The organism is Methylophilus sp., assembly GCF_035460085.1.
In the GTDB taxonomy this organism is placed as follows: Bacteria; Pseudomonadota; Gammaproteobacteria; order Burkholderiales; family Methylophilaceae; genus Methylophilus.
This window is the reverse complement of the sequence record NZ_DATHWZ010000022.1, coordinates 24,040-48,629: the sequence shown is the minus strand read 5'-3', so window position 1 is coordinate 48,629 and position 24,590 is coordinate 24,040. Positions and strand designations below refer to the sequence as shown.

General features: G+C 50.4%; 24 protein-coding genes. 15 read left to right on the top strand and 9 right to left on the bottom strand.

Annotation, left to right across the window (positions count from 1 at the left end):
• Positions 1–33: 33 nt before the first annotated feature.
• From cysD to VK958_RS03520, 5 genes are all read right to left on the bottom strand, one after another.
• Positions 34–963, bottom strand: a complete 930-nt coding sequence (cysD, locus tag VK958_RS03540; RefSeq protein WP_325239063.1) for a sulfate adenylyltransferase subunit CysD — start codon at positions 961–963, stop codon at positions 34–36.
• A gap of 107 nt (positions 964–1,070) precedes the next feature.
• Complete coding sequence (locus VK958_RS03535; protein ID WP_325239061.1) at positions 1,071–1,832, bottom strand: phosphoadenylyl-sulfate reductase; 762 nt, start codon at positions 1,830–1,832, stop codon at positions 1,071–1,073.
• A complete protein-coding gene (locus tag VK958_RS03530; RefSeq protein WP_325239059.1) occupies positions 1,829–2,446 on the bottom strand; it encodes a DUF934 domain-containing protein in 618 nt (205 codons plus the stop codon). Before VK958_RS03530 ends, VK958_RS03535 begins: the two co-directional genes overlap by 4 nt.
• Positions 2,443–4,116 carry a nitrite/sulfite reductase gene (locus VK958_RS03525; RefSeq protein ID WP_325239057.1) on the bottom strand — a complete coding sequence of 558 codons (1,674 nt, stop codon included), beginning with the start codon at positions 4,114–4,116 and terminating at the stop codon, positions 2,443–2,445. The genes VK958_RS03530 and VK958_RS03525 overlap by 4 nt, the downstream gene beginning before the upstream one ends.
• Positions 4,117–4,155: 39 nt before the next feature.
• Positions 4,156–4,926, bottom strand: a complete 771-nt coding sequence (locus VK958_RS03520) for a sulfite exporter TauE/SafE family protein (protein ID WP_325239056.1) — start codon at positions 4,924–4,926, stop codon at positions 4,156–4,158.
• Between the two features lie 108 nt (positions 4,927–5,034).
• Here VK958_RS03520 and VK958_RS03515 point away from each other — a divergent pair, with 108 nt between their 5' ends.
• From VK958_RS03515 to VK958_RS03490, 6 genes are all read left to right on the top strand, one after another.
• Positions 5,035–5,961, top strand: coding sequence for a CysB family HTH-type transcriptional regulator (locus VK958_RS03515; RefSeq protein ID WP_325239055.1), 927 nt, complete (start codon positions 5,035–5,037; stop codon positions 5,959–5,961).
• Positions 5,962–6,140: 179 nt separating this feature from the next.
• Positions 6,141–6,605 (top strand): DUF302 domain-containing protein, encoded by a 465-nt coding sequence (locus VK958_RS03510; protein ID WP_325239096.1) that lies wholly within the window; start codon positions 6,141–6,143, stop codon positions 6,603–6,605.
• A 116-nt stretch (positions 6,606–6,721) separates the two neighbouring features.
• Positions 6,722–8,215 (top strand): helicase HerA-like domain-containing protein, encoded by a 1,494-nt coding sequence (locus VK958_RS03505; RefSeq protein WP_325239053.1) that lies wholly within the window; start codon positions 6,722–6,724, stop codon positions 8,213–8,215.
• A 22-nt stretch (positions 8,216–8,237) separates the two neighbouring features.
• Positions 8,238–9,887, top strand: a complete 1,650-nt coding sequence (locus VK958_RS03500; RefSeq protein ID WP_325239052.1) for a formate--tetrahydrofolate ligase — start codon at positions 8,238–8,240, stop codon at positions 9,885–9,887.
• A 9-nt stretch (positions 9,888–9,896) separates the two neighbouring features.
• Positions 9,897–10,454, top strand: a complete 558-nt coding sequence (locus tag VK958_RS03495; RefSeq protein ID WP_325239051.1) for an IMPACT family protein — start codon at positions 9,897–9,899, stop codon at positions 10,452–10,454.
• A gap of 54 nt (positions 10,455–10,508) precedes the next feature.
• The gene (locus VK958_RS03490; protein ID WP_325239050.1) at positions 10,509–11,513 is read left to right on the top strand and encodes an AI-2E family transporter; all 1,005 of its coding nucleotides are present in this window, start codon (positions 10,509–10,511) and stop codon (positions 11,511–11,513) included.
• A 68-nt stretch (positions 11,514–11,581) separates the two neighbouring features.
• On the opposite strand, the gene VK958_RS03485 is transcribed toward VK958_RS03490, so the two are convergent.
• From VK958_RS03485 to VK958_RS03475, 3 genes are read right to left on the bottom strand one after another with little or no spacing between them, the layout of a single operon-like run.
• Positions 11,582–12,469 carry a M48 family metalloprotease gene (locus VK958_RS03485; protein WP_414683837.1) on the bottom strand — a complete coding sequence of 296 codons (888 nt, stop codon included), beginning with the start codon at positions 12,467–12,469 and terminating at the stop codon, positions 11,582–11,584.
• Between the two features lie 5 nt (positions 12,470–12,474).
• The gene (locus tag VK958_RS03480; RefSeq protein WP_325239048.1) at positions 12,475–12,969 is read right to left on the bottom strand and encodes an SH3 domain-containing protein; all 495 of its coding nucleotides are present in this window, start codon (positions 12,967–12,969) and stop codon (positions 12,475–12,477) included.
• An 11-nt stretch (positions 12,970–12,980) separates the two neighbouring features.
• Positions 12,981–14,687: a CHASE2 domain-containing protein gene (locus tag VK958_RS03475; protein ID WP_325239047.1), complete on the bottom strand. Its 1,707-nt coding sequence runs from the start codon at positions 14,685–14,687 to the stop codon at positions 12,981–12,983.
• Between the two features lie 480 nt (positions 14,688–15,167).
• Between VK958_RS03475 and VK958_RS03470 the strand changes: the two genes are divergently transcribed.
• The 8 genes from VK958_RS03470 (at position 15,168) to VK958_RS03435 (ending at position 23,181) form a co-directional block, all read left to right on the top strand.
• Positions 15,168–15,914, top strand: a complete 747-nt coding sequence (locus VK958_RS03470) for a PEP-CTERM sorting domain-containing protein (protein ID WP_325239046.1) — start codon at positions 15,168–15,170, stop codon at positions 15,912–15,914.
• A 38-nt stretch (positions 15,915–15,952) separates the two neighbouring features.
• Positions 15,953–17,494, top strand: a complete 1,542-nt coding sequence (locus VK958_RS03465) for an alkaline phosphatase (protein WP_325239045.1) — start codon at positions 15,953–15,955, stop codon at positions 17,492–17,494.
• Between the two features lie 79 nt (positions 17,495–17,573).
• Positions 17,574–18,323 (top strand): hypothetical protein, encoded by a 750-nt coding sequence (locus VK958_RS03460; protein WP_325239044.1) that lies wholly within the window; start codon positions 17,574–17,576, stop codon positions 18,321–18,323.
• A 131-nt stretch (positions 18,324–18,454) separates the two neighbouring features.
• The gene (locus VK958_RS03455) at positions 18,455–19,810 is read left to right on the top strand and encodes a DNA recombination protein RmuC (protein ID WP_414683836.1); all 1,356 of its coding nucleotides are present in this window, start codon (positions 18,455–18,457) and stop codon (positions 19,808–19,810) included.
• Positions 19,807–20,064, top strand: coding sequence for a molybdopterin converting factor subunit 1 (moaD, locus tag VK958_RS03450; protein ID WP_325239042.1), 258 nt, complete (start codon positions 19,807–19,809; stop codon positions 20,062–20,064). The genes VK958_RS03455 and moaD overlap by 4 nt, the downstream gene beginning before the upstream one ends.
• Positions 20,065–20,066: 2 nt before the next feature.
• Entirely contained in the window at positions 20,067–20,558 is a 492-nt protein-coding gene (locus tag VK958_RS03445; protein ID WP_325239040.1) for a molybdenum cofactor biosynthesis protein MoaE, read from the top strand.
• Positions 20,555–22,738, top strand: coding sequence for a Lon protease family protein (locus tag VK958_RS03440; RefSeq protein WP_325239038.1), 2,184 nt, complete (start codon positions 20,555–20,557; stop codon positions 22,736–22,738). The genes VK958_RS03445 and VK958_RS03440 overlap by 4 nt, the downstream gene beginning before the upstream one ends.
• Before the next feature lie 5 nt (positions 22,739–22,743).
• The gene (locus VK958_RS03435; protein ID WP_325239036.1) at positions 22,744–23,181 is read left to right on the top strand and encodes an RNA-binding S4 domain-containing protein; all 438 of its coding nucleotides are present in this window, start codon (positions 22,744–22,746) and stop codon (positions 23,179–23,181) included.
• A gap of 33 nt (positions 23,182–23,214) precedes the next feature.
• Here VK958_RS03435 and epsA read toward each other — a convergent pair whose 3' ends face one another.
• Positions 23,215–23,994, bottom strand: a complete 780-nt coding sequence (gene epsA, locus VK958_RS03430; RefSeq protein WP_325239034.1) for an XrtB/PEP-CTERM-associated transcriptional regulator EpsA — start codon at positions 23,992–23,994, stop codon at positions 23,215–23,217.
• 200 nt (positions 23,995–24,194) lie between these two features.
• Between epsA and VK958_RS03425 the strand changes: the two genes are divergently transcribed.
• Positions 24,195–24,530 carry a hypothetical protein gene (locus tag VK958_RS03425; protein ID WP_325239033.1) on the top strand — a complete coding sequence of 112 codons (336 nt, stop codon included), beginning with the start codon at positions 24,195–24,197 and terminating at the stop codon, positions 24,528–24,530.
• Positions 24,531–24,590: the final 60 nt, after the last annotated feature.

Here is a 24,590-nt window from a genome sequence, read left to right as displayed (position 1 = left end):
AAAAATGCTTGGCAAATGAATTTGCCTGCATTTTTAGAAATAACCTTCTTTTTTGCGCTGCTCCATCGAAGCGTCGGAGGTTTGATCGTCCAGTCGGGTCGCACCGCGCTCGGTAATGGTAGTGGTCGCGGTTTCCAGCACAATTTTGCTGACATTATCCGCATCCGAAATGACTGGCGCGGTACAAGTGATGTCGCCCACAGTACGGAAGCGTACCTGCATATTGATCACCTCTTCACTGCCTTTAGGCTCGTTGATCAGACCGCCATTCGATAGGGGGACATTCACCGGGAAAATGGAACCATGACGCATCACAATATCGCGTTGATGCGCGAAGTAGATGCTAGGCAATTCGAGTTTTTCACGCTCGATATACTGCCAGACATCCATTTCTGTCCAGTTCGAAATCGGGAAAGCACGAATGTTTTCACCTTTATGTACACGTGCGTTGTACAGATTCCACAATTCCGGGCGCTGGTTTTTTGGATCCCACTGGCCGAACTCGTCTCGGAAACTCATGATACGTTCTTTGGCACGTGCTTTTTCTTCGTCCCTGCGGGCGCCGCCTATGCAGCAGTCAAACCCGAATTCTTCAATGGCTTCCAGCAAAGTCACTGATTGATGTTTATTACGTGGCTCGTCAGGTGATTTCAAGACGACAGTACCGCGTTTCATGGAATCTTCTACTGAACGTACAATCAGGCGCTCCCCCAGCTCAGCAGCGCGCTGGTCACGGAAATTCACGACTTCCTGGTAGTTGTGGCCGGTATCGATATGCAATAACGGGAAAGGGAAACGGCCGGGGCGGAAAGCTTTTTCAGCCAATCGCAGTATGCATAATGAGTCTTTACCACCCGAGAACAATAATACCGGGTTGGCGCATTGGCCAGCCACTTCGCGTAAAATGTGGATGGCTTCGGCTTCCAGCCAATCGAGGTGAGACAAAGGTTGTTTAGTCGTCATAATTTTCAAAAAGATTTATTTTCACCATAAGGCTAAAAGCAATTCAGAACATTTCCATATTGTGAATGGCAAGGTCTGATCGTATTGCCCTGAGCCCGGGCGTTGAATCAAGTGTTTTTCACATGCAAGCCACATTCTTTGCTGGTCGGGTCTTCCCACCACCAGCGGCCGGCACGGATATCTTCACCCATGGCCACTGCGCGCGTACAAGGCGCACAACCGATGCTAGGGTAAAACTGGTCGTGCAGGGCGTTATACGGTACACCGTATAAACGAATGTAAGCCCAGATTTCTTTCTCTGTCCAATCACTCAAGGGATTGAATTTTTCCAGTTTGTTGCCTGCATCGTATTCACGGGTCGGCAGGTCACTGCGCGTGGTAGCCTGCTCTGCACGCATGCCGGTTATCCATGCCTGTTTGCCTGCCAGGGCGCGCTGTAAAGGTTCTACCTTGCGCATATGGCAGCAGGCTTTGCGCAGATCTATACTCTCATAGAATGCATTGATACCTTTGCCGCGCACATAGCTTTCAACCGCTTCGTGTTTGGGAAAAAATACCATGGGCTTGATGGAATAATTATTTTCTACATCGCCCATCAGTGTGTAAGTTTCAGCAGGCAAGCGGCCGGTATCCAGTGAGAATATCTCTATAGGCAGATTTTCCTTGGCGATCAGATCGGTCAGCACCATATCTTCCGCACCATAACTGTTGGCAAACGTGATGGCCGGAAACTCGGCAGCAGCAGATTGAAGCAAGGCAAGGGCTTGCACACGTTTGGCTTCAACACTGGCCACTAAGGCATCCGTGAGTTCAGGGCTGGTTGCCGGGTTTTTGCTTGCCGGCTTGAGCATGCTGACAGCACCACTCATGTGCGATTTACTCTCCGCCAGACAGGGACATCATCTACCGCGCCCTGGTAAGGTTGGCTAAAGTCATTCAGGCTGGCAAGGGCTTCTTGTGCCGAGCGGTCAGCACGGATCAGGAAGCTGTTGAAGCCGGAACGTTTATGGAAGAACAATTGGTCACGCAACACATCGCCAATGGCCCGCAGCTCATTCTTGAAACCAAAGCGCGTGCGCAACCAGTTACCCAGAGTGAAGATGCGGCCGTCGGCAAAGCGCTCAACAAAGATCGCAACCAGCGGAATGGTGTTGATGTCGTTAAACTCGGCTTGCAAGGCTTCGGCAGTCTCATGCGTCGCCAGAATGATCCCAACCTCACTTTGTGCGAACCTGCTTTGCAACTCAGGTTTGCGTGTCTGCCAAATAGCCAGGGGTACCAGTATCTTGCCTGTGGCAGGTATTACTGTGTCAGCAATTTGTTCGGGTGTATAGCTTGCTTCGCCCGTCAATTTAAACAGCACCACTTTACCGGCTTGCTTACGGATAGATTCTTCTCCAGCTGCAGGCGGAATCACGCGCGTCCACTGATCTTCAACTATTTCGGCAACACCGTCAGCATTTAAGCGAATCAGGTTACTCATGCCGTGGCTCCTTTTTTCTGGTCTGCATAGACATGCGCTTTAAAAGGAGCGACTCCCAGACGGCGAACGGTATCGATGAAGAGTTCATCTTCATGACGCTCACGGATATATACTTCGATCAGTTTCTGCACTACGCCAGGCATTTCTTCAGCAGAGAAGGAGGGGCCGATCACACTGCCGATACTGGCATCATTGCCTTGCTTGCCGCCGATAGTGACCTGGTACCACTCGGAACCGTCTTTATCGACACCCAACACGCCAATATGGCCGACATGATGATGGCCGCAGGCGTTCATGCAACCGGAAATATTCAGTTCAATATCACCGATTTCGTGCAGGTAATCCAGGTTGTCGAATTGCATCTGGATGGCTTCGGCAATCGGGATGGATTTGGCATTGGCCAGACTGCAGAAATCGCCACCCGGGCAGCAGATAATGTCGGTCAGCAAACCGATGTTCGGTGTAGCCAGGCCTGCTGCACGCGATTTTTCCCACACGGCAAACAGGTCTGATAATTTCACATCTGCGAGGATCAGGTTTTGCTCGTGAGAAGAGCGTAATTCACCAAAACTGTAAGCATCTGCGAGATCGGCTACCGCATGCATTTGCTCACCGGTGATATCACCCGGGGCTTTGCCATGGGGTTTCAATGAGAGTGTGACTGCACGGTAACCAGGCATACGGTGTGGCTGCACATTCCGTCTTACCCAGGCTGCAAATGCCGGGTTGCATGAAACAGCCGCATCGAATGACGCATCATGCGCAGGCAATGTTTCATATGGCATAGGCTCGAAGTATTTCGCCACGCGATCCAGCTCAGTCTGGGTGATGGTGAGTGGGCCATCTTTTAAATGTGCCCATTCTTCTTCCACCTGGCGCTTGAATTCTTCGATGCCCAGTGCTTTAGCCAGAATCTTGATACGCGCTTTATAAGCGTTATCGCGGCGGCCATGGATGTTATAAACACGGATCACGGCTTCGCAGTAAGATAATACATGCTGCCATTCAAGGTGTTCGCGGATCACCATGCCTAAAATAGGCGTACGGCCCAAGCCACCACCCACCCAGACTTTAATGGCCATCTGGTCGTTACTGTCTTTGTAGAATTCCAGGCCAATATCATGTGCCTGCACAATGGCGCGGTCTTTGGTGGTCCCGGAGACTGCAATCTTGAACTTGCGTGGTAGCAAGGCAAATTCGGGATGGAATGTGCTCCATTGACGCATGATTTCTGCAATTGCACGCGGGTCGATAATTTCATCAGGCGCAATGCCGGCAAACTGGTCGGTCGTGATGTTGCGGATGCAGTTACCGGAAGTCTGGATGGCATGCATCTCAACTGTCGCCAGTTCAGCCAGGATATCCGGCGTATCTTCAAGTTTCGGCCAGTTCAATTGCAGGTTCTGGCGGGTACTGAAGTGGCCGTAGCCACGGTCATATTTTTTAGTAATGTCGGCCAGCTTGCGTAATTGTTTGCTGGAAAGCAGGCCATAAGGAATTGCAATGCGCAGCATAGGCGCATGGCGCTGGATATACAGGCCATTCTGCAATCGCAGCGGGCGGTATTCTTCATCAGACAACTCGCCAGCGATGTAGCGGCGCGTCTGGTCGCGGTATTGCGCGACACGTTCATTAACGATTTGTTGGTCTATAGGGTCGTATTTGTACATGCTTAAATCACTTTTTCGCCACTGCGAAGAGGCAGTATTTTAATGGAAAACCAGCTTAAAGCCTACATAAATCAATATCATAGCCAGTACAATTCGCACCCAGTGCTCGGCAACCCGCGAACTCATGTGGCTACCGAGGTAGATACCCGGAATTGAACCTATCAATAATGTACCCAGTAAGCTGTAGTCTATGGTGCCCAGGGAGGCATGGCCCACCCCGGCCACCAGCGTCAGTGGCACTGCGTGCGCGATATCACTGCCGACAATGGTGGTGATCTTTTCTTTCGGGTAGAGCAAGATGAGCGCTGTTACGCCCAAAGCGCCGGCACCGACTGAAGTGAGCGTCACCAATCCGCCCAGTATGATGCCGAGGACCACTGTTGCAGCAGGCACGTAGCGCACCGGTATCCATTCATCTTTGGCAACCAGAGAGATCAGTTTGTTTCGCAGTAACACCGCAACAGAAGTGATGATCAGCGCAATGCCCAACCAGAATTTAATGGTGGAGACAGCTTCGCCAGATTGCAAGTCCATACTTTGCAAGGCCCATAGCGTCACCATGGAAGCAGGCACGCTACCAATAGCCAGGCGTTTCACGATTTGCCAGTTGATATTGCCTAGCTTGCCATGCGCAAAAATACCGACGGATTTAGTGATGGAGGCATACAGCAGATCTGTGCCGACAGCCACGGCGGGTTTCACGTGATAAACCAGTAATAGAATTGGCGTCATTAACGAACCACCACCTACGCCTGTCAGGCCCACCAAAAAGCCGACTACAAAGCCTGCCAGTATGTATCCGAATTCCATGAGGAGTATCTTCTTTAAACTTTAGTGCGCGCAATGTAACAGATTTTTAATCATTGATTTAATAATCAGTTGTTCTATGATATAGCTTTTAGTTATATTGAGTTGGCAATGAAATTCCATCAATTACGCTATATCCATGAAGTTGTCAGGCAGCAGCTGAACATCTCTTCAGCGTCAGAAGTACTGCATACGTCGCAGCCAGGGGTCAGCAAGCAAATCCAGTTGCTGGAAGAGGAATTAGGATTGCAAATTTTCCAGCGCAATGGCAAACGCCTGATAGGGGTAACCGAACCTGGACGCAAGATTGTCGATTTGGCGGCGCGTGTGATACTGGATATGCAGAATATCAAGCGCGTCGGTGACGAATACAGTCAGGAAGACAGTGGCGAACTCACGATCGCTACCACCCACACACAGGCGCGGTATCGCCTGCCGTCAGCGGTCAAACAGTTCATTGCGCAGTATCCTAATGTCAAACTTGCCATTCACCAGGGTAACCCTGCGCAAGTGACCGATCTGGTGGCTTCAGGTGAAGCAGATATTGGTATTGCTACTGAAAATATCAGTAATGATGAACGCTTATCGTGCTTGGCATGCTACGAATGGAACCGCTGCCTGGTCGTTCCACCAGAACATCCATTGCTACAAAAAGGCAGGTTAACGTTGAAAGACCTGGCGGAATACCCGCTGATTACCTACGATTTTGCATTCACCGGCGGTACGCTGGTTTCCAAAGTATTCCATGACGCCGATTTGCAGCCGAATGTGGTATTCACCGCGATTGATGCTGACGTGATTAAAACCTACGTCAATCTAGGCCTAGGCATTGGCCTGATAGCGAATATGGCCTATGACGAAGTACGTGATGCTCCGCTGAGAAGCCTGGATTGCAGCCATTTATTTCCCAATAGCACGACTTTTCTGGGTGTGCGTCGCGATGCATTTTTGCGTGACTACATGTTGAATTTTATTACCATGCTGTCGCCACAGTATGACAAACGCACCGTGCAGCGTGCTTTTCATCAAGACTTGTAGCTTCATAAGTGGTACTGGCCGTGATCGTAGTCACATGGCTGTAAAAAACGCTGTGCTGTAATGGGCTTCTATTAAAAAGGAATTCGACCATGCGTCACTGTATCTCCGGCATCTGTTGTTTGTTTTGGCTGTGTCTACCGCTAAGCGGATGTGCACTGGCTATCGATCAAGACCTGCATATGCGTGTCATCGGGCATGGCATGCCCGATGTCGACCTGGATAACGCTATTTACGAAGTGCCGGTCGAGCAACATGTGATCTACCAGGATTTGGTAGATAGCCTGAAATCTATTTCTGAAGGCATGAATTTCGTCAGCCCTGCCAATTTCCCGATAGGCGAACATATGAAGCTGCGCGGGCAAGACCCACAAGGTATTAAGGAGGTACGCACCTTCTGTAACCTGAGCATGGGTACAGAAATTATCCTGGATCACCCCGAGTTCCTGGTATTTGCCCCTTGTCGGGTGGCTATTTATGAAAAACCGGATGCGCAAGGGAAGCGCCGTTTGTATCTAGGGTTGGACAGACCGACACATGATTTAAAAAATATCAAAAACCCTACGCCCAGAGCCAAGGCTTCTGCCCAGCAACTCGAAGATGCCTTAATCAGTTTGATGGAAAAAGCCCGTCGTGGGGATTTTTAAGCGACTACGCTTTCAATGACAGTCAGTGAATTTCTATAGATTGCCGTCAGCTACCTTCCACTTTTCAAAGCCATCACCTATACTCAAACAAACAATTATCAAAACGAGTGCCTTCTATGACTGAACCGATGCTCATCGCCAAAAATAATGATACCGACAGTGTGATATTGCCGAAAATGGCCAATCGCCATGGTTTGATCGCAGGTGCGACGGGCACGGGTAAAACTGTGACGTTGCAGAGCCTTGCCGAACAATTTTCACGTATAGGCGTGCCGGTGTTTATGGCTGACGTGAAAGGGGACTTGTCCGGCATGAGCCAGGTAGGCGGCGGCAATGCCAAAGTGGAAGCACGTGTGCAGCAGTTGGGGTTGTCTGGATACAGCAACAAAGCTTATCCGGTCATGTTCTGGGATATGTTTGGAGAAAAAGGCCATCCGGTTCGCACCACCTTGAGTGAAATGGGGCCGCTATTATTGTCGCGCATGTTTAATCTGAATGATGTGCAAAGCGGCGTACTGAATGCAATTTTCAAGGTAGCTGATGACAATGGCATGCTGCTGCTGGATTTGAAGGATCTGCGGGCCATGGCACAGCATTGTGCCGAAAATGCAGCCACTTACCAGACACAGTATGGCAATATTTCCACCGCCAGTGTCGGTGCCATCCAGCGTGCTTTACTGCAACTGGAAACTGAAGGTGGCGATGCGCTGTTTGGGGAGCCAGCGCTTAATCTCGAGGATATGATGCAAACCGACGCCAAAGGCCTGGGCTATATCAATATCCTGGCGGCGGATAAATTGCTGAATGCACCACGCGTTTATGCCACTTTGCTGTTATGGCTGTTATCTGAGCTATTTGAAAAATTACCTGAAGTCGGCGATCTCGATAAACCAAAGCTCGTATTCTTCTTTGATGAGGCGCACCTGTTATTTAATGATGCGCCCGCGATGTTGATGCAAAAGATCGAACAAGTCGTGCGATTGGTCCGCTCTAAAGGTGTTGGCATCTATTTTGTGTCGCAAAATCCGCTGGATATTCCTGATGTGGTGCTTGGGCAGCTGGGTAACCGCGTGCAGCATGCCTTGCGTGCGTTTACACCGCGTGACCAGAAAGCGGTGCAAGTCGCGGCGCAAACTTTCAGGGCAAACCCAAAATTGAATGTGGCGACTGTGATTACCGAGTTAGGGGTAGGTGAGGCGCTGGTCTCGTTTCTGGATGAGAAGGGCGCGCCTACCCCGGTAGAACGTACCTTTATATGCCCGCCCGAAAGTCGGGTTGGCCCGGCCACCGATGCTGAGCGTAGCCAAGCGATGAGGCAATCACTGGTGGCTGGTGTCTATGAAAAATCCGTTGATCGGGAATCAGCCTATGAAATCTTGAAGCAACGTGCGGAACAGGCTGCATCGGCTAACCCGGAAAAGTCTCCTGAGCAGGCGTCCTCTTCCGGATTCGACCTAGGTGGGATCCTCAGCGGCAAATCCAGCCGATCTGATTCTGTGCTCGAGTCTGCAGCCAAATCTGCTGCCAGAGCAATAGGATCACAACTGGGCCGTGCCATCATCAGGGGAGTATTAGGGTCTATCCTGGGCGGCAGCAAGTCCAAGCGTTAGGCAAACATTCAGGAAACAAGTGATGTTAAGCGATATCGAAATAGCACAAGCGGCCAGTTTGCGGCCCATACAGGATATCGCCTATCAATTGGGCCTGGCTGCGTCTGACTTGCATCTGTACGGTCAGCATATGGCAAAGCTGACGCAAGCCACCGTCAATCATCTGCATGCGCAACCGGCAAAGGCCAAGCTGATACTGGTGACGGCCATTAATCCTACCCCCGCTGGCGAAGGCAAGACTACCACAACAGTAGGATTGACTGATGCCTTGAATCTGGCGGGGTATCCTGCGCTTGCCTGTTTGCGCGAGCCTTCTTTAGGCCCGGTATTCGGCATGAAGGGCGGTGCAACCGGCGGCGGTTACGCGCAGGTAGTGCCCATGGAAAACATCAACCTGCATTTTACCGGTGACTTTCATGCCATCACATCTGCCAATAATCTGCTTGCTGCTTTAGTCGACAATCATATCTACCAAGGCAACACACTACAGTTTGACCAAGTAAGCTGGCGTCGCTGTATGGATATGAATGACAGGGCCCTGCGCAGGATCACCATTAATCAGCCAACCTCCTACGACACCGGTTTCGATATTACGGTAGCCAGTGAAGTGATGGCGATTTTCTGCCTGGCCACTGATCTGGCGGATTTAACCCATCGCTTAGGGCGTGTGCAGGTCGGTGTATCGTTAAAAGGTAAGCCCATTTTTGCCAGTGACTTACAGGCAGAGGGCGCGATGACTGCCTTGTTGAAAGATGCTTTCCAGCCTAACCTGGTACAGACGCTGGAAGGTTCGCCGGCATTGCTGCATGGCGGCCCGTTCGCCAACATTGCCCATGGTTGTAATACGTTGGTCGCCACGCACACTGCATTGCGTCTGGCGGATTATGTGGTGACTGAAGCGGGCTTTGGCGCTGATCTCGGCGCCGAAAAATTTATGGATATCAAATGCCGCCAGTCAGGTTTGCGGCCTGATATGGCGGTGGTGGTCGCCACCGTCCGAGCCTTGAAATATCATGGCGGTGTAGAAGTGGCTGATCTGAATACTGAAAATATTCCCGCGTTGTCTATCGGCATTGCCAACCTGAAAAAGCATGTGGACAACCTGCGCCAGCATTTTGGCTTGCCAGTGCTGGTAGCGCTCAACCACTTTACGCCCGATACAGACGCTGAGATCGTGTTGATAGAGTCCGCTGTTGAATCCTGGGGCAGCAGTTTGCATATTTGCAGGCATTGGGCGCAAGGCGGTCAAGGCGCGCTGGACCTGGCACATGCGGTTGCAAAAATGACCCAACAAACAGCCGCACCAAAACTGCTTTATGACGACGATTTATCGCTGGCTCAAAAGCTGCATACCATTGCCACATCGCTATATGGTGCTACTGACGTGACGTTTAGCACGCAAGCGGAAAGAGAGTTACAGTTATTGGCAGAAGCAAGCCGTGGTTTGCCAGTGTGCGTGGCAAAAACACAGTATTCCTTATCCAGTGATGCCAAGCTGCGCAATGTGCCTGAAGGCCATACTTTGCATGTACGTGAATTACGCTTGTCGCGCGGTGCCGGTTTTGTGGTGGCCATTTGCGGCGATATCATGACGATGCCGGGTTTGCCGAAACAGCCTGCCAGCCACCGTATCAGTGTCGATGCTGATGGTAGAATAAGTGGCCTTTCCTGATACACCCGCATGCAGACATTTAGCCAACTCGGCCAGGCCGACCAAACCATCAATAAGTCACGCTTTATTGCCCGCGCCGGCCGGTGTGAAAACGAACGGGAACTCGCATTATTTTTACGCCAGTTTGCCAGTGAGCACCAGGGTGCCGGACACCTGGCATATGCCTTCCGCATGAAAACGGCTGAAGGTATAGTGGCGCGATTTTCTGATGCGGGAGAGCCAGCTGGCACAGCAGGCAAACCGATCCAGCAAATGCTGGATGGGCAGAGTTATGTGAATTGCTGTGTGGCAGTGATCCGCTATTACGGTGGCATAAACCTTGGGACTGGCGGTCTGGTGCGTGCCTACGGCGGCACCGCCAAGCTGGCGATGGAGCAGGCTGGTAGTGTGCCTTTTGTGGAAATGGTGCACCTGAAAATTTCCACTACTTACAAACGTGTCGATGAACTGACCCGCGAAGTGCAAAGACTGCATGGCGAGGTGTTGGACAAACAGTTCGATGAAGCGGTGCATTTCCTGCTGAAATTACCCATTGATGCAGCCAGGCAGTTACAAGCAAAGTATTAGATACCAATATAAGCAAGCCAGATATTAGCCACTATATGAAAGCCGGAGTCTGTTGTGACCCAATCGCAAAAATTTGATATTGCAACCTATATATTGATGGCTGTATTGATGTGGCTGATATTGAAAGTACAGCTGTTGCCGGCGTTGCTGGTGGGCTTGCTGGTATATGAGCTGATTCATGTGATCTCGCCATTGATCGCGCGCCGGTTACCGGGCAAATATGCAAAGTGGCTGGCAGTGGTATTGCTGGCGACCTTCGTGATCGGCTTGTTGGTGGCGTTAGGCATGAGCATCGTCACGCTGATCCGTAGTGATACTGGCGGGTTGACCATGTTATTTGACCAGTTAGCCAGGATTATCGAGGATTCACGCCAGGTATTGCCGGTGTGGCTGAATGACCGCCTGCCTGATGACGCCATCACCCTGCAACAAACTGTCATTGAATGGCTGCGAGCACACTCGGCCGACTGGCAATTGCTGGGCAAGGAAGCAGGGCATCATTTAGCACATATCCTGATCGGCATGGTGATAGGGGCGATGGTGGCTTTGCATGATGTGCAAACCAAGACCAACCAGCGGCCTTTTGCACAAAGTTTGTTGCAGCGCATCACTCTGTTCGCCCAGGCTTTCAAGAATATCGTATTTGCCCAGGTCAAGATTTCTGCCGTGAACGCCAGCCTGACCGCAGTATATCTGGCCATCATATTACCTTTATGCGGTATCCATCTGCCGTTTACCAAAACCATGATCTTGATTACTTTTCTGATCGGCTTACTGCCGGTGGTTGGTAACCTGATCTCCAATACGGTGATTGTGATTGTGAGTATCAGCCATTCATTTATGGTAGCGATGGGGTCGCTGTTTTTCCTGATTATTATTCACAAACTGGAATATTTTTTAAATGCGCGCATCGTCGGTAGCCAGATACGCGCGCATGCGTGGGAATTACTGGTGGCGATGCTGCTGATGGAAGCAACCTTTGGTTTGCCGGGGATTGTGGCAGCGCCAGTGTATTACGCTTACATTAAAAGTGAATGCCGCGAGCGTGGCTGGGTTTGATTGGCATCTTTAAAAATGAATAAGGCTCACGATTACGAGCCTTATTCACTCAGTGTTTTTAGTAAGACTTACTTTAGTTTATAGAAACGGTTTTCAAGCGTTTTTCCGCCGCTGATTTTATCGATCTGGTCACCACTCACCAGACTTAATTGCGCCACCCTGTCATCCGGGTGTGGATGGGTCTGGAACAGCAGCGCCACGCTGCCATCATTACTGGGCAACAGTTCCATCTCCTGCAACACTTCTGCCAGTCCATAAGCATCGTAACCTGCACGCGCGGCCAAAACTGTGCCCATACTATCGGCTTCATATTCGGCACTTTTATCCAGGTTGCGTGCACTGATTTCAGCACCGGTAGAGACCGCACGCTGCGTGATTTTGTTTTTGCTGATCTTTTCTTTCAGAAAAGAAGTGCCGGCATCCATCAGCGCTTGTTTTTGCATGACTTTCAAGTGATGCCTTTGCACTACATGGGCGATTTCATGCCCCAACACACCTGCCAGCTGCGCTTCATTACTTAAACGTTGATAGAGGCCTTTAGTGATCAGCACATAACCTCCTGGTGCGGCAAACGCGTTCACATCGCTGCTATCAATCACGCCGAAGTGCCATGGCAAACTTGTGCGTTCTGACTGGCTGGCAACCCAGCGGCCAACCTTGTTGACGTATTGCTGCAATTTGGCATCGTTCACCAGTGGTACGGCACCCAGAATAGTCCCGGTGACATTGCGGCCAACAGCAATCTCATCTTCCTGGCTGGGGTCTTTCCAGTTGATATTGGCCAGTTTATCCTGCGACGAAGCGTTGGCTGCAGGTGCTGCCTGCCCGGTTTTATTGGTGTCGCCCATCTGGTCATTGACCACATCCTTAAGCACACCTTTCAGGTCCAGTGCTGCTGCGGTTCCCCACATTATGCTGGTACACACAGCCAGTGTCATCGCCTGTTTCAGGGTCATTTGATTCATGGCTGCGCGCCTCCCAGGAAATATGGATATTGCTGGCTACTCAAACCACCGCTTGAAGCATATTTTTTGGCTTCATCGGCACTGACTGCATAACTCTCCAGCTTTTTGGTTTCTGTTTCATTGAATTGTGCTGTTTTCAGGTCTTCGGCACTCAGCCCGCGGATACCGGTGGTGGAGACCACTTTGCCAGTCCCACTGCGGCCAGTGGCAACACCCACCACACCGGCAATATTATTGCCGCTGGCGCTGTTACGTCTCACAGTCAGCAAACGCACCCATCCGGTTTTGCCGGAGGATTTGATCTGTAACCATGCACCTTTTTTATTCAGAATATCTACGGCATCATTTTTACTCACATTGCCAACAACTTTGGCATCGCTAAAGGCATCAGCACGTAATTGGTCGGGCTTTAGTACCACACCAGTCTCTGCTGCCATCGCGCTGCTACAAGCAAAAACGGTCAACAGCGCCAGTAATCTTTTCTTTATCATGCTGCTTTTTATCATCTAGGTGTCTCAACTTTCTCCATGGTTGATAAATGATCCTGTTCCAGTTGGATCAGAGCCTGTGCAAACAGGAGCCGCCATTGCGCTGCCAATTGGTCGGCACGGTTGACGATATTGCCCTGGTGCATGCCATAACGTATCGTCGGCTTGTTTGGCAGTCCCAGCTTGTTCAATAATGATGGCAATTGTGTGGCCAGCTGCTGGGCGTCTTTTGCAGCGGCTTCGCGATAAGCGACTTCCGGCTTGTATTGCCAGCTGACGATCACTATATCTCCAAATAAGCCCCAGAGTCCGCTTTGCGTACCCACCATGATGTCGGTCTGGTTGGGTGCTCGGCAGGCGAATTCGATCTCCTTACGAATCAGTTTCATCACCGCATCACCCAAGGTTTCCGGGCTTTCGATCACGATGGGCATCAGCAAGACTTCAAGTTCTTCACTATTCGACGTCAGGCCAAACGCCAGCCAGCGCTGTAAGGCGCGGTCGGTGGCCAATGCGTAAATTTTGGCGATACCAAAATAAGCCACTGCCCATACGATAGGCGCTGCCAGGTCCAGGTAGGTATGGATGAAATTGATGGCAAGGTATGACAATACCAGCAGGCCAATCTGGCTGCCGGTAAAGATGCCATTGAAACGGTCGCGGTCTACCTTGAAATAAAACGCCAGCGTCGTCAGCCACACCAATAACAGGCTCAGCAAAATATAAGGTAACTTGCCCCGCCAGACTTTCAGGTAATCCTGGTGCAGGGTGTTGTCCAGAGCCGTCGCCAAGATCTCCACCCCTGGGAATTGCTTATCCATGGCGGTAGGCTTGATATCAAACAACGCCGGTGCAGTGGAACCTATGATGACGATCTTATCCTTGAATTCATCCTGCGGGCGTTTTGGCTGCGCGCTGGTGCTATCGGCATAAATGTCACTGAAAGTCACATACTGGTAGGTAAAAGGCTTGCCGCGCCAGTTCAGCAACATATCATCAGGCGTATTGCCCGTTTCAAACTGCATGGCATCTGCAACTACTAACGGCAGGGCGGGCAAGGTCCAGCCTCTGTCGTGATGGCGCATGCGGTATTGGCGAACGACGCCATCACTATCCGGGTAGACATTATGTGTGCCCATGCGTTGCGTTTTCCATGCACCTTTAAAGTAGGGCGGAATCGCAGCAAACGTGGCTTGAGGGTCTGCATCCGGGGTGCGCGCCAAACCAGGAATCTGGGCATAAGTCAGCTGGCTTTTGCTGTCCTGGCTGGCATCCAGGCGCAATAAAGGGAAGAAGCAGTGTTCACAGGCAGTGATGACATCATTGAAATAGCTGTCACTGTCTGTGTTATAAACATCGGCATCCGAAAAAACGATGTCAAAGATGATGGCTTTCGGTTGCTGGCGCTGGATATTCTCCACCAACTCGCCTATTACCTGGCGCGGCCACGGCCAGCGGCCATATTCCTTGGACATGGCTTCCAGGCTGGCTTCATTGATATCGATAATCACAATCGCAGGGTCAGCTGACGGTTTGAATATGCGATTTTTCACCATCAGGTCAAATGCCTTGTCGCGCATGTTAAGGCCGACATGGAATACACCGGCATCCAGCAAGATCACCACGCTGAACAGTAATGCCAGGTACAGGTAAAAGTTATTCTTGAGCCTGCGGGTCAGGCTGGCCAGCCAGAACCCCAGCATCAGTTTAATTTTTAGCATATCGCTCCCCTGAAACGGCAGCCCCTTGGTCATCGGCCAGGACAAGGGGAATGTTTGTATGATGGTTGTCGTTGCACCCGCACTATGTTGACCCGAATGGGCCATTGAGAGCAGCGCGCAATCGTCCTATTCTAGCAACATCACAAATGCACAGGGCCGTTTATGAGCTTAAATCTAAAAATTCTGTTTTTTGGATTGTTGCTGCTCATGATCATCAGCATGATGGATGCCTTCGTGTGATTGTGTCGTGTTTTCAAGTTAAAGTCATTTATAACCCCGTCTCTACGGGGTTTTTTCTTTTTAGCGCCAGTCAACCTTCAACCAACTGAAGATTCGTTTACCAGGCTTATAGTCTTGCCCGTCACATAATCTTCATGGCAGTGAAACCTTTCTGCAACAGATGTTTTTAACAATACTCAGGTAAGTGCACGCAGGGCTGGAATTCGCGTGCAGGTTAATCACATAAGGGAGATTTTTAACATGAAACTGAATGCTTTGGCGATCACTGGCTTGCTGGTACTGGCAGCATTATCACCTACAACAAATGCAGCCGAACTGATTCAAAACGGCGGTTTTGAAACGCATGGCTTGGATAACTACGATATCACCGGCTGGCAAAGTGCTGAACAAGGCATTTTCGGCAGCGTGCTGGCGCAGTCCGGCACTACCACCGAAGTCACAGGTAATACTACGGTGGGCGCTTACCAGGGTAATTACTATGGTTTGCTGGATAACAATGGCCTGTCCGGCAGTGCTTTATTCCAGACCTTCAGCACCGGTGCAGTTGCTTCCGCTACCTTGACCTTCCAGATGTTTGTGAATAACCAGAACAGCACTACCAACATTAATGCAGCGGGTCTGGATTACAGTGTGGATGCCACAGATAACCCTAACCAGCATGTGCGTGTGGATTTATTGAAAGCGGGTGCCGATCCATTCTCGATTGATAGTGCTGATGTCGTGCAAAGCCTGTATATCGGCGGTGCCAACGGTGTGTTAGCGGCCAATAACTATGTGAACTACAGCTTTGATTTGAGCACTGGCTTGGCTGCTGGCGGTAGTTTTGTTTTGCGTTTCGCCACGGTCGCTAACCAGAGCTCGTTACAACTTGGAGTAGATAACGTCAGCCTGAATGCAATTTCTGCCGTGCCTGAAGCTGACTCAACTGCCATGTTGCTGGCAGGGTTGGGCTTGATGGCCACGGTAATGCGTCGCCGCCACAACTAAATTATAAATACGATAAAATCTAATTAAAGGAATTAATCATGGACTTTTTAAACTTGAAACGCACTGCTATCGTCGCCATGCTACTCGGCTCACAATTCGCACTTTCTAATGTGGCGTTGGCTGAAAATGCGCAATTCTGGCTGAATGATGGTGCAACCAGCCTGAATGACAGCAAAAAATTGGTACCAAATGCCAGAAAAGCCAAAAACATTATCCTGTTTGTGGGCGATGGCATGGGTATCTCCACCGTGACTGGCGCACGTATTTTTGAAGGCCAGTTAAAAGGCATCGATGGCGAGCGTAACAGGCTGGCATTCGAAGAGTTCCCTTACGTTGCATTATCCAAAACCTATTCCACCAACCAGCAGACTTCTGACTCTGCGCCTACCATGACAGCCATTGTGTCTGGTGTGAAAACCAATGATGGCATTATTTCCCTCAACCAGTCTGTCGCCAGAAACGAAGCTAACCCCGCAGTAATCAACGCTGGTAAGGTCACGACGATCCTGGAACAGGCTGAAGCTGCCGGCAAATCGACCGGCGTGGTGTCGACAGCACGTATCACACACGCAACGCCAGCGGCTACCTATGCGCATATTTCAAACCGTGACTGGGAAGCCAACTCCAACCTCTCAGCGGCTGCTGCGACTAATGGCGTCAAAGATATTGCTGCCCAGCTGATCGACAACTTTGGCACCGGCAAAATCGGCGATGGTATTGATGTGGTGTTTGGTGGCGGCCGTAGCTACTTCCTGCCAAATACAGTGACAGATATCGAAGGCACTAAAGGTCGTCGTACCGATGGCCGTAACCTGGCGCAAGAATATGTCAGCAAATTCGGTGGCGTATATATTCAAGACCAGAACGCATTTAATGCATTGAACCCGGTGACTACCAATAAAGTGATCGGCCTGTTTAATCCATCACACATGGAATACGAGCAGGATCGTCCGAACGATATCGCAGGTGAGCCTTCATTGGCGGAATTGACCGGCAAGGCGATTGATATCCTGAAGAAAAACCAGAGTGGTTATTTCCTGATGGTAGAAGGCGGCCGTATCGACCACGCTTCTCACGCGGGTAACGCTTACCGTACCTTCAAGGATGCGGTGGCATTGTCTGATGCAGTGCGCGAAGCGGCCAGCAAGGTGAACCTGAACGATACCCTGATTATCGTGACTGCTGACCACAGCCATACGCTGACCATTGGTGGTTACCCGAAACGTGGCAACCCTATCCTGGGTAAAGTGGTTGAGCCAGGTAAAACAGCACCAACGCTGGCAGCTGATGGCAGACCTTATACCACTGTGAGTTTTGCCAATGGCCCTGGCTACCATACCAATTCACCAGGTGACGCGGTATATAACGAAGCGATTGCCGCCGGTCGCGTGGTGGATATGTCTGGTGTAGATACCGAAGATCCTGATTTCCACCAGGAAGCCCTGGTGCCATTGAGCTCAGAAACCCATGCCGGTGAAGAAGTGGCTATTTATGCGGTTGGCCCTAAATCTTACCTGGTGCACGGCGTGCAAGAGCAAAGCTACATCTACCAGGTGATGAAAGACGCTTTCGGTTATTAATTGAGAATAGACGGCTAGTAGTTTGAGCCGTCATGCAGGGCGGCAATCTGTCGCCCTGTACCACTTGATGGAAAAATATATGAAAAGAGTGATTCAAATGCTAGGGTTGGCTGCGATGTTAATGATGGCTGCCAAGGCAAGTATTGCTGAAGAAATCGTCAATGCACGTTACGAAACAACACAGTGTGCGACGCCTTGTATGGAAGCGTCCGCCAAGCGCCTGCAATGGTGGTTAATGCGGGAAGACGACCAGGTCGAAATTCGCCACCTGACCCACAATGGCGAGCCAGCGCACAACAGCAGCCTGTGGATGAAAAAACCTGCCGGCCAATTTAATTACAGTTACCTGATGCATGAAGATGGTCGCGCCATTGATTATTCGGATGTAGACCTGAAACTGCTGGCGATTAAAACCGATGCGCAGATCTGGCAGGTCAAATCACAATTGATTGCCGATGAAGAGCTGGCCAGACTCAAAAAAGTACCTGCTGACCAACCACAAAAATATGGATATACGCTGGAAAAGTATGTCGGTGAACTTGGGAACGGTGTGCATACAGAAGTGTTATGGATGCCGGCATTGAAATTGCCGTATACCGTTCAATATCATTATCCTGAACACACGGTCACCATCCAGATGCAAGTGTTGCAGACAGGCGCGGTTGCCGCCACTGATGTCGCAGCCCCGCCTAAAGCAACATTGACAACGCTGACTAATTACCAGCATGTGGATTATGCTGACCTGGGCGATATGGAGCATAACCCTTCAGAAATGCAGTGGCTGGCGCGTGCCCACGGTGCGCCTGGCTTGCAGGCGCACACTCACTAGGAGTTTTCCCACTTGCATTCGCACTAATGTAAATCTATAAGTACATTTTTAAATCACAAACCAGCCAACGCCTCGCAGCGTAATTTTCTGCGAGGCGATATGGCGCAACTGTCATCGGCTATAATGCCATGATGGTCATTCAAATCATTCAATTACTCCTGTTGCTGCTGATTATCGGCATGCTTGTCTGGCAATCACGCAAACAGCAACAGGCTTCCCAGCAGGCGTTGGCCCAATTGCTTGCACAGCAACTGGAAGAAAAACACCGCATGATGATGAGCGAGATGCACCAATCACTCAACCTGCTGGCTGACCGTTTGCAAAGCCTGAATGCGGACCAGCAAGACCGTTTGCGGGCACAACTCTCACTCGAACTGACTGCAACACGTGAAGCGATGCAAGCCTTGCAGGTCGCGCAGCGTGACCATTTAAGCCAAAGTAGCGAGCAACTCAGTTTGAGTTTGCGCAATGGCTTGTCAGAGCAGGGGATGTTGCAGCAAAACCTCTTGAAAACGTCATTGCAAACCACCACACAAACACTGACGCAGAGCGTGGAATCCCTGACCAAGATCGTAGATGCACGCCTGGAAGAAATGAGCGGCAAAGTCTCTGAGCGCCTGGAAGCCGGTTTCAAGAAAACCAATGAAACCTTTGTCAGCGTCATGGCACGCCTGGCCACCATTGATGAAGCACAAAAGAAAATTGATGGTCTCAGCGTCAATATGGTGAGTCTGCAGGAACTGTTGGGTGACAAGCGTAGCCGAGGCGCTTTTGGCGAGGTGCAGCTGGAAGGATTGGTGCACAATGTGCTGCCGAGCAGCAGTTTTGCCATGCAATATACCCTGAGCAATGGCGCACGCGTAGACTGTGCGCTTTTCTTGCCTGAGCCGACCGGTACAGTGGCGGTCGACAGTAAATTCCCGCTCGAGAATTATCACCGCATGTATGACAACGCTTTGGGCGACATCGTACAGGCGCAAGCCGTCAAGCAGTTCAAAGCCGATCTCAGGAAACATATCGACGATATCAGCAACAAATACATCATCGCCAATGAAACTTCGGATGGTGCAGTAATGTTCATCCCGGCAGAGGCCGTGTTTGCTGAGATTCACGCCTATCACAGGGATGTGGTTGATTACGCGATGATAAAGCGCGTCTGGCTGGTGTCACCGACCACGCTGATGGCGGTATTGAACACCGCGCGGGCCGTGCTGAAAGACGTGGAAATGCGCAAGCAGGTCCATATCATCAAAGATGAACTGGGCAAGTTGAGCAAAGACTTTAATCGCTTTGATACACGTATGAAAAAACTGGCTGATAATATCCGCCAGGCACATGAAAACGCACAGGATGTGCATATCAGCAGCCAGAAAATCACCCGGCGTTTTGCACAGATCGAAAAAGTGGAACTTGCGCAAGAAGAAGGAATAGATACCCTGGAACTGCTGGAAGAACTGGAAGACATAGAGAAGAGTAACCCGTCATGAAGATCACCATTTTGTATTTTGCACGCATCAAAGAGGTTGTTAATTACTCCTCCGAAGATGTGGTGCTGCCTGACAGTGTAGAAACCATCATTGCCTTAAAATCGTGGTTGGCTAACCGCGGTGAAACCTGGCAGAAGCTGTTTAACGGCAGTAGTGTGGTGCGTGCAGCGATCAACCATGAGTTAGTTGATGATATGGCGACGATGGATGAAGGTGATGAAGTCGCCTTTTTCCCGCCCGTCACCGGAGGTTAAACTTGAGCGTGCCTGCTTATCTCAGGATTTCTGTGCAACCGGAAGATTTTGATACCGGAGCAGAGTTGCAACAGCTTAAGGCGGCAACACCGCAGGCCGGCGCCCTGGTGAATTTTATCGGCATAGTGCGGGATGTGTCAGCCGAGGGCAAGCTGGAAAGAATGATCATTGAACATTATCCGGGTATGACTGAAGCGGCCTTGCAACGCATTGCCGAGCAAGCATGCCAGCGCTGGCCGTTGTTGGGTATACGCTTGATCCACCGTGTGGGCTCCTTGGCGGCACAAGCGCAAATTGTGCTGGTCGCCGCCACCAGCCTGCATAGGCAGGCGGCATTTGAAGCCTGCGCTTTTATAATGGATTACCTGAAAACAGAAGCGCCTTTCTGGAAAAAAGAAATTGGTGACTTCGGTGAGCACTGGGTGGAAGCCCGGGCGACCGATGAACACGCAAAACAACAGTGGCAAAAGAATAGTGGAAAGTCACCTACATGATGCAAGTATTAAATTCTAATGAATTGACCGTTTCCTACAAGCTGTCACCCATGTCGTTTGAGTCTACGGAAACGCTGCTGGATGCTGCAGATTTAAGCCTCACCGATTATGGCTGGAAACTTCAGCCCGAAGCAAAAAAAACCTTGATGTTGGGGTTATCAATGCAGCAGGCCGGTTGCAATGTGCTGGTGCAGGGTACGCCAGGCTCTGGTCGTGCAGGGCTGACAATGGCGGCCATGAAAGCGGCAGCAGTCACTGGTCTTGATACCTCTCTGACAGACCTGGTCGCGTTATATGACTTTAGCCAGCAATCCTCTGTGAATTACATCAAGCTGCCGGCCGGGCTTGGTGCGCAGTTACGTACAGTGATGGATATATTCATCAAAACACTGATGGCAGAAATGCCGCAGTGGCTGGATAGCCATGGCCAAGCAAATATTCCCCAGGCCAATCTTTCGCTAGCGGAGGTGTGGCTGGAGGAGCGTATCGATAGCATGCGAGCGCAGCTGAGCAGCGCCAAATTATCTCCTTTCTTTAATGTGATCAAGCCGGAGATACTGGCCTACCTGCAAGCCTGGCAACAATTAGGTAATGAGCCGGAAAGTAATGCAGATGGCTTGGTGAATGAAGGATTTTTGTCGCGCTTTAGAGTCAATTTGCTGGTAGATCAGCGTGCTAACCTCACTGCCGGCATTAAACAACCTATAGTAGAAGAAAAGGATCCCGGTTTTGCCGCCTTGTTCGGCACGCTGGAAACCGCTGCCGGTGAAGCCGCGCAATGGCCGGAGTTTTTACGCTTACGTGCCGGTAGCCTGCATCACGCGGATGGCGGTATGTTGATGTTGCATTTGCGTGACCTGATGCAGGATGAGGGTAATGGCGGTGCGTTGCTGGAAAAGCTGTATCGTCTGATGCGTAATCACGAAATACAGATCGAAGACTGGGCCAATCATGCGCAACAAGGTACGGGAGGTAATCGCCAAAGCGCGTTACCGGTGCACGTGAAGCTGATTATGATTGCCAGCCGCGAAGACTATTATGATTGCCTGGAAGCACAGCCCGATTTCTTTGATTTTTTCCCGATCAAGGTAGAGTTTGAAGACCGGGTGTCTGCGACACCGGAAAACTACGCCTGGGTCGCAGGCTATATCGCACAAAAATGTCAGCAACAAGCTTTGCCGCATTTCACTGGCGCGGCGGTCAACATTCTGCTGCAGTTTATGCACAGGCTGGAAGAGGATCAGAGCCGCTTCAGTATCCGTTTTGCACACCTGGATCAATTGATGCATGAAAGTGCTGCCGCAGCGGGAGATGCGCGTTTGGTGACAGATGCGCATGTTAATCAGGCTTTGTCTGCACGATTGTTACGCCAGCAGTTTTTTGAAACACAAATCCGTGATTCGATTATCGATAACGAGTTACTGATCCAGGTCCACGGCGATGTGGTCGGCCAAGTGAATGGCCTGACCCATATTGAGTTGGGTGACGCCAGTTTTGGTTCACCGATCCGCATTACTGCACGTTGTTACCCTGGCCGTAGTGGTGTGATTAATATTGACCGCGAAGTCGAGATGAGTGGCCCCAGTCATGATAAAGGCATCTATATTTTACAAAACTGGCTCAGTGCCAGCTTCTGGGCATTGGCACCGTTAAGCTTGAACGCATCGCTGGTGTTTGAGCAGGAGTACAACGGCGTGGAGGGCGATTCAGCCTCATGTGCCGAGTTATTCGCATTGCTGTCGGCACTGACTGGCTTGCCGATCAAGCAGGGCATCGCGGTGACTGGTGCACTTAACCAGTTTGGTGAGGTGATGCCGATCGGCGGTGTGAACGAGAAGATTGAAGGTTATTTCCGCGTGTGCCAGGCGCTGGGACTCAATGGTGAGCAAGGCGTGATCATCCCAAAACGTAACCAGCGGCATTTGATCCTGGATGAAAGCGTAGTGACGGCGGTTAATAATGGCATGTTCAAAATTATCACCATCGATCATGTACTGGAAGGCATCGCGCATCTCACCGAGAGTGAAGCTGGTACGCAGGCAGAGGATGGGACTTATAGCGGTAATAGCTTAATGGCGCGCGCGCAAACCATGCTGGCTAGCTTCAGGGCAACCCTGGAACGCAATCAGGCGCACATGGCCTATATTCAACAGCAGGCAGATGCCACTAAGCCGCTATAAATATAATGGCAAGATCACCCAATCAGAAAAACGACAAACACGCGACGTCAGAGATTGACGATGATAAAAGCTGCCGCCTGGATAAATGGTTATGGGCGGCACGATTCTTTAAAACGCGTAGCCTGGCGGCGGATGCGGTGGATGGTGGCAAGGTGCGGATTGATGGAGACCGTGCCAAAAACGCCAGGGAAATGAAACCTGGCATGCGTGTTTCTATTAAAAATAAAGATTTGCAGATTGAGGTGGAAGTGCTGGCATTGAGCAATGTGCGCCGTGGGGCGCCAGAAGCGGCATTGCTTTATCGCGAGACGGATGAAAGCCAGCGCCTGCGGCAGCAAAGTAAGGAAAGCGGAGCGGATCAGTTTGCAGAACGTGACCGCGGCATGGGCCGGCCAACCAAGCGGCAGTTACGTGATATTCAACGATTTACCGGGCGCGATTAGGTCTTAGCAAAGATTATTTCCGGGACTTCTTTCTTAGCTTGCCTTATAAGGGGTCCCCGAATAACCGGTTTTGGCCACCGCTTGTGCACGACAAGAAACATCCAGTTTCTGGAAAATCCTTTTCAGGTGATTTTTGACCGTATTGGCGCTGATTTCCAGGATCATACCGATTTCCAGATTGGTTTTACCGCTGCGGACCCAATGCAGAATTTCCTGCTCCCGATCTGATAATCCGCCTTGCGCCATACTATCGAGCAAATCTTCGTCCTTCACAATCGGCTTCAGGTGTTCTACGCGTCGAGTGGCCGCGTCAAGGTGCGGCATAATCATGCCTAATAACTGGTCCGGCACATGGAACTCTTTGGCGCGGTCAAAAAACACATAGATGCAATCAGCCTGGCGACGGGTGTCACGCACGCCATACACCATCAGTGAATGCATTTTTTTCAATTGCTGGGTAAACGGGTTGGGCGATTGTGCATGAATGCCACTGGCATCGAACTGATTAACGACATACCATTTTTCTTCGTTTTCAATCCAGCGTTTGTACAGGTTGCACATCAGGTAATTGACAATCGCTGAATCTTGCAGCAGGCATTGTGTGGTCACGTCAGGCAATGATGAACAGACATCGAAATGCAAGTCGCCCGTGCTGAAGTTTCCCCATGCGGCAAGCAGTACGTCGTGACGCATCAGCGGGTGAATGTCCTGTTTTAGCCAGTTAAACAGGTCAACATGGCGTTTAATGGCATAGGAAGTCTGTATAGCATGTAAAACGCCTTCCCAATGTGCTTGTTTTTTTTGTGCCAGCATGCAGCCACCTCAAGTTGTTGTGCTCAGGGCAAACTTCGCCCGTGAATATTCATGGTCTGAGTCTTTTTACGGCGAAATTCTGGCTTTCTTTAATATGCGCTTGTAATGAGTGCTAGCTGCACAACTGGATACTGTAGATTAGAATGAAACAATGATTGTTTTAAGTGTCTATACTGGTAAGTAGTTAAGCGAGTGGTGAGATGGGATTGTTGAATAAGCTTCCAGATGGTGTGCGTTACCCTAGTCATAAAGAATGGCAGTTATTGAAGAAATTGCCGAAGTGGTGGCTGCTCGGGACGCTGGTATTTGCCAGTCCGCTTGTATATACATGGTGGCAGCAGGGTGAGTTGCTTAATCAGAATCTTGAACGCACTTCCGTGTTTTTGGGTTTGCTATTCACTTTCTGGTTCTTTATCGGTGCCATGATCATAGGTCTGGTGGTGATTATTATCATGAAAGGGCCGGGCTATGTGGCTGATCCTTATTACCTGCCCAAAGAAGATAAAAATCTCGAGAATAAAACGATGGGTGATTAAATATCCCACCTCAAGAGATCGCTTGGCTTTCAACTTCTACACGCAGATTATTCCTGTATT

Bases quoted from the DNA above. Each gene is read 5' to 3' on its own strand.
- VK958_RS03475 (WP_325239047.1), bottom strand. From the start codon at position 14,687: ATGCTAAAAATTAAACTGATGCTGGGGTTCTGGCTGGCCAGCCTGACC.
- VK958_RS03480 (WP_325239048.1), bottom strand. From the start codon at position 12,969: ATGATAAAGAAAAGATTACTGGCGCTGTTGACCGTTTTTGCTTGTAGC.
- VK958_RS03495 (WP_325239051.1), top strand. From the start codon at position 9,897: ATGCAGACATTTAGCCAACTCGGCCAGGCCGACCAAACCATCAATAAG.
- VK958_RS03470 (WP_325239046.1), top strand. From the start codon at position 15,168: ATGAAACTGAATGCTTTGGCGATCACTGGCTTGCTGGTACTGGCAGCA.
- VK958_RS03465 (WP_325239045.1), top strand. From the start codon at position 15,953: ATGGACTTTTTAAACTTGAAACGCACTGCTATCGTCGCCATGCTACTC.
- epsA (WP_325239034.1), bottom strand. From the start codon at position 23,994: ATGCTGGCACAAAAAAAACAAGCACATTGGGAAGGCGTTTTACATGCT.
- VK958_RS03535 (WP_325239061.1), bottom strand. From the start codon at position 1,832: ATGAGTGGTGCTGTCAGCATGCTCAAGCCGGCAAGCAAAAACCCGGCA.
- moaD (WP_325239042.1), top strand. From the start codon at position 19,807: ATGAAGATCACCATTTTGTATTTTGCACGCATCAAAGAGGTTGTTAAT.
- VK958_RS03525 (WP_325239057.1), bottom strand. From the start codon at position 4,116: ATGTACAAATACGACCCTATAGACCAACAAATCGTTAATGAACGTGTC.
- VK958_RS03520 (WP_325239056.1), bottom strand. From the start codon at position 4,926: ATGGAATTCGGATACATACTGGCAGGCTTTGTAGTCGGCTTTTTGGTG.
- VK958_RS03515 (WP_325239055.1), top strand. From the start codon at position 5,035: ATGAAATTCCATCAATTACGCTATATCCATGAAGTTGTCAGGCAGCAG.
- cysD (WP_325239063.1), bottom strand. From the start codon at position 963: ATGACGACTAAACAACCTTTGTCTCACCTCGATTGGCTGGAAGCCGAA.
- VK958_RS03510 (WP_325239096.1), top strand. From the start codon at position 6,141: ATGCGTGTCATCGGGCATGGCATGCCCGATGTCGACCTGGATAACGCT.
- VK958_RS03500 (WP_325239052.1), top strand. From the start codon at position 8,238: ATGTTAAGCGATATCGAAATAGCACAAGCGGCCAGTTTGCGGCCCATA.
- VK958_RS03505 (WP_325239053.1), top strand. From the start codon at position 6,722: ATGACTGAACCGATGCTCATCGCCAAAAATAATGATACCGACAGTGTG.
- VK958_RS03440 (WP_325239038.1), top strand. From the start codon at position 20,555: ATGATGCAAGTATTAAATTCTAATGAATTGACCGTTTCCTACAAGCTG.
- VK958_RS03455 (WP_414683836.1), top strand. From the start codon at position 18,455: ATGGTCATTCAAATCATTCAATTACTCCTGTTGCTGCTGATTATCGGC.
- VK958_RS03485 (WP_414683837.1), bottom strand. From the start codon at position 12,469: ATGACCCTGAAACAGGCGATGACACTGGCTGTGTGTACCAGCATAATG.
- VK958_RS03435 (WP_325239036.1), top strand. From the start codon at position 22,744: ATGGCAAGATCACCCAATCAGAAAAACGACAAACACGCGACGTCAGAG.
- VK958_RS03460 (WP_325239044.1), top strand. From the start codon at position 17,574: ATGAAAAGAGTGATTCAAATGCTAGGGTTGGCTGCGATGTTAATGATG.
- VK958_RS03530 (WP_325239059.1), bottom strand. From the start codon at position 2,446: ATGAGTAACCTGATTCGCTTAAATGCTGACGGTGTTGCCGAAATAGTT.
- VK958_RS03425 (WP_325239033.1), top strand. From the start codon at position 24,195: ATGGGATTGTTGAATAAGCTTCCAGATGGTGTGCGTTACCCTAGTCAT.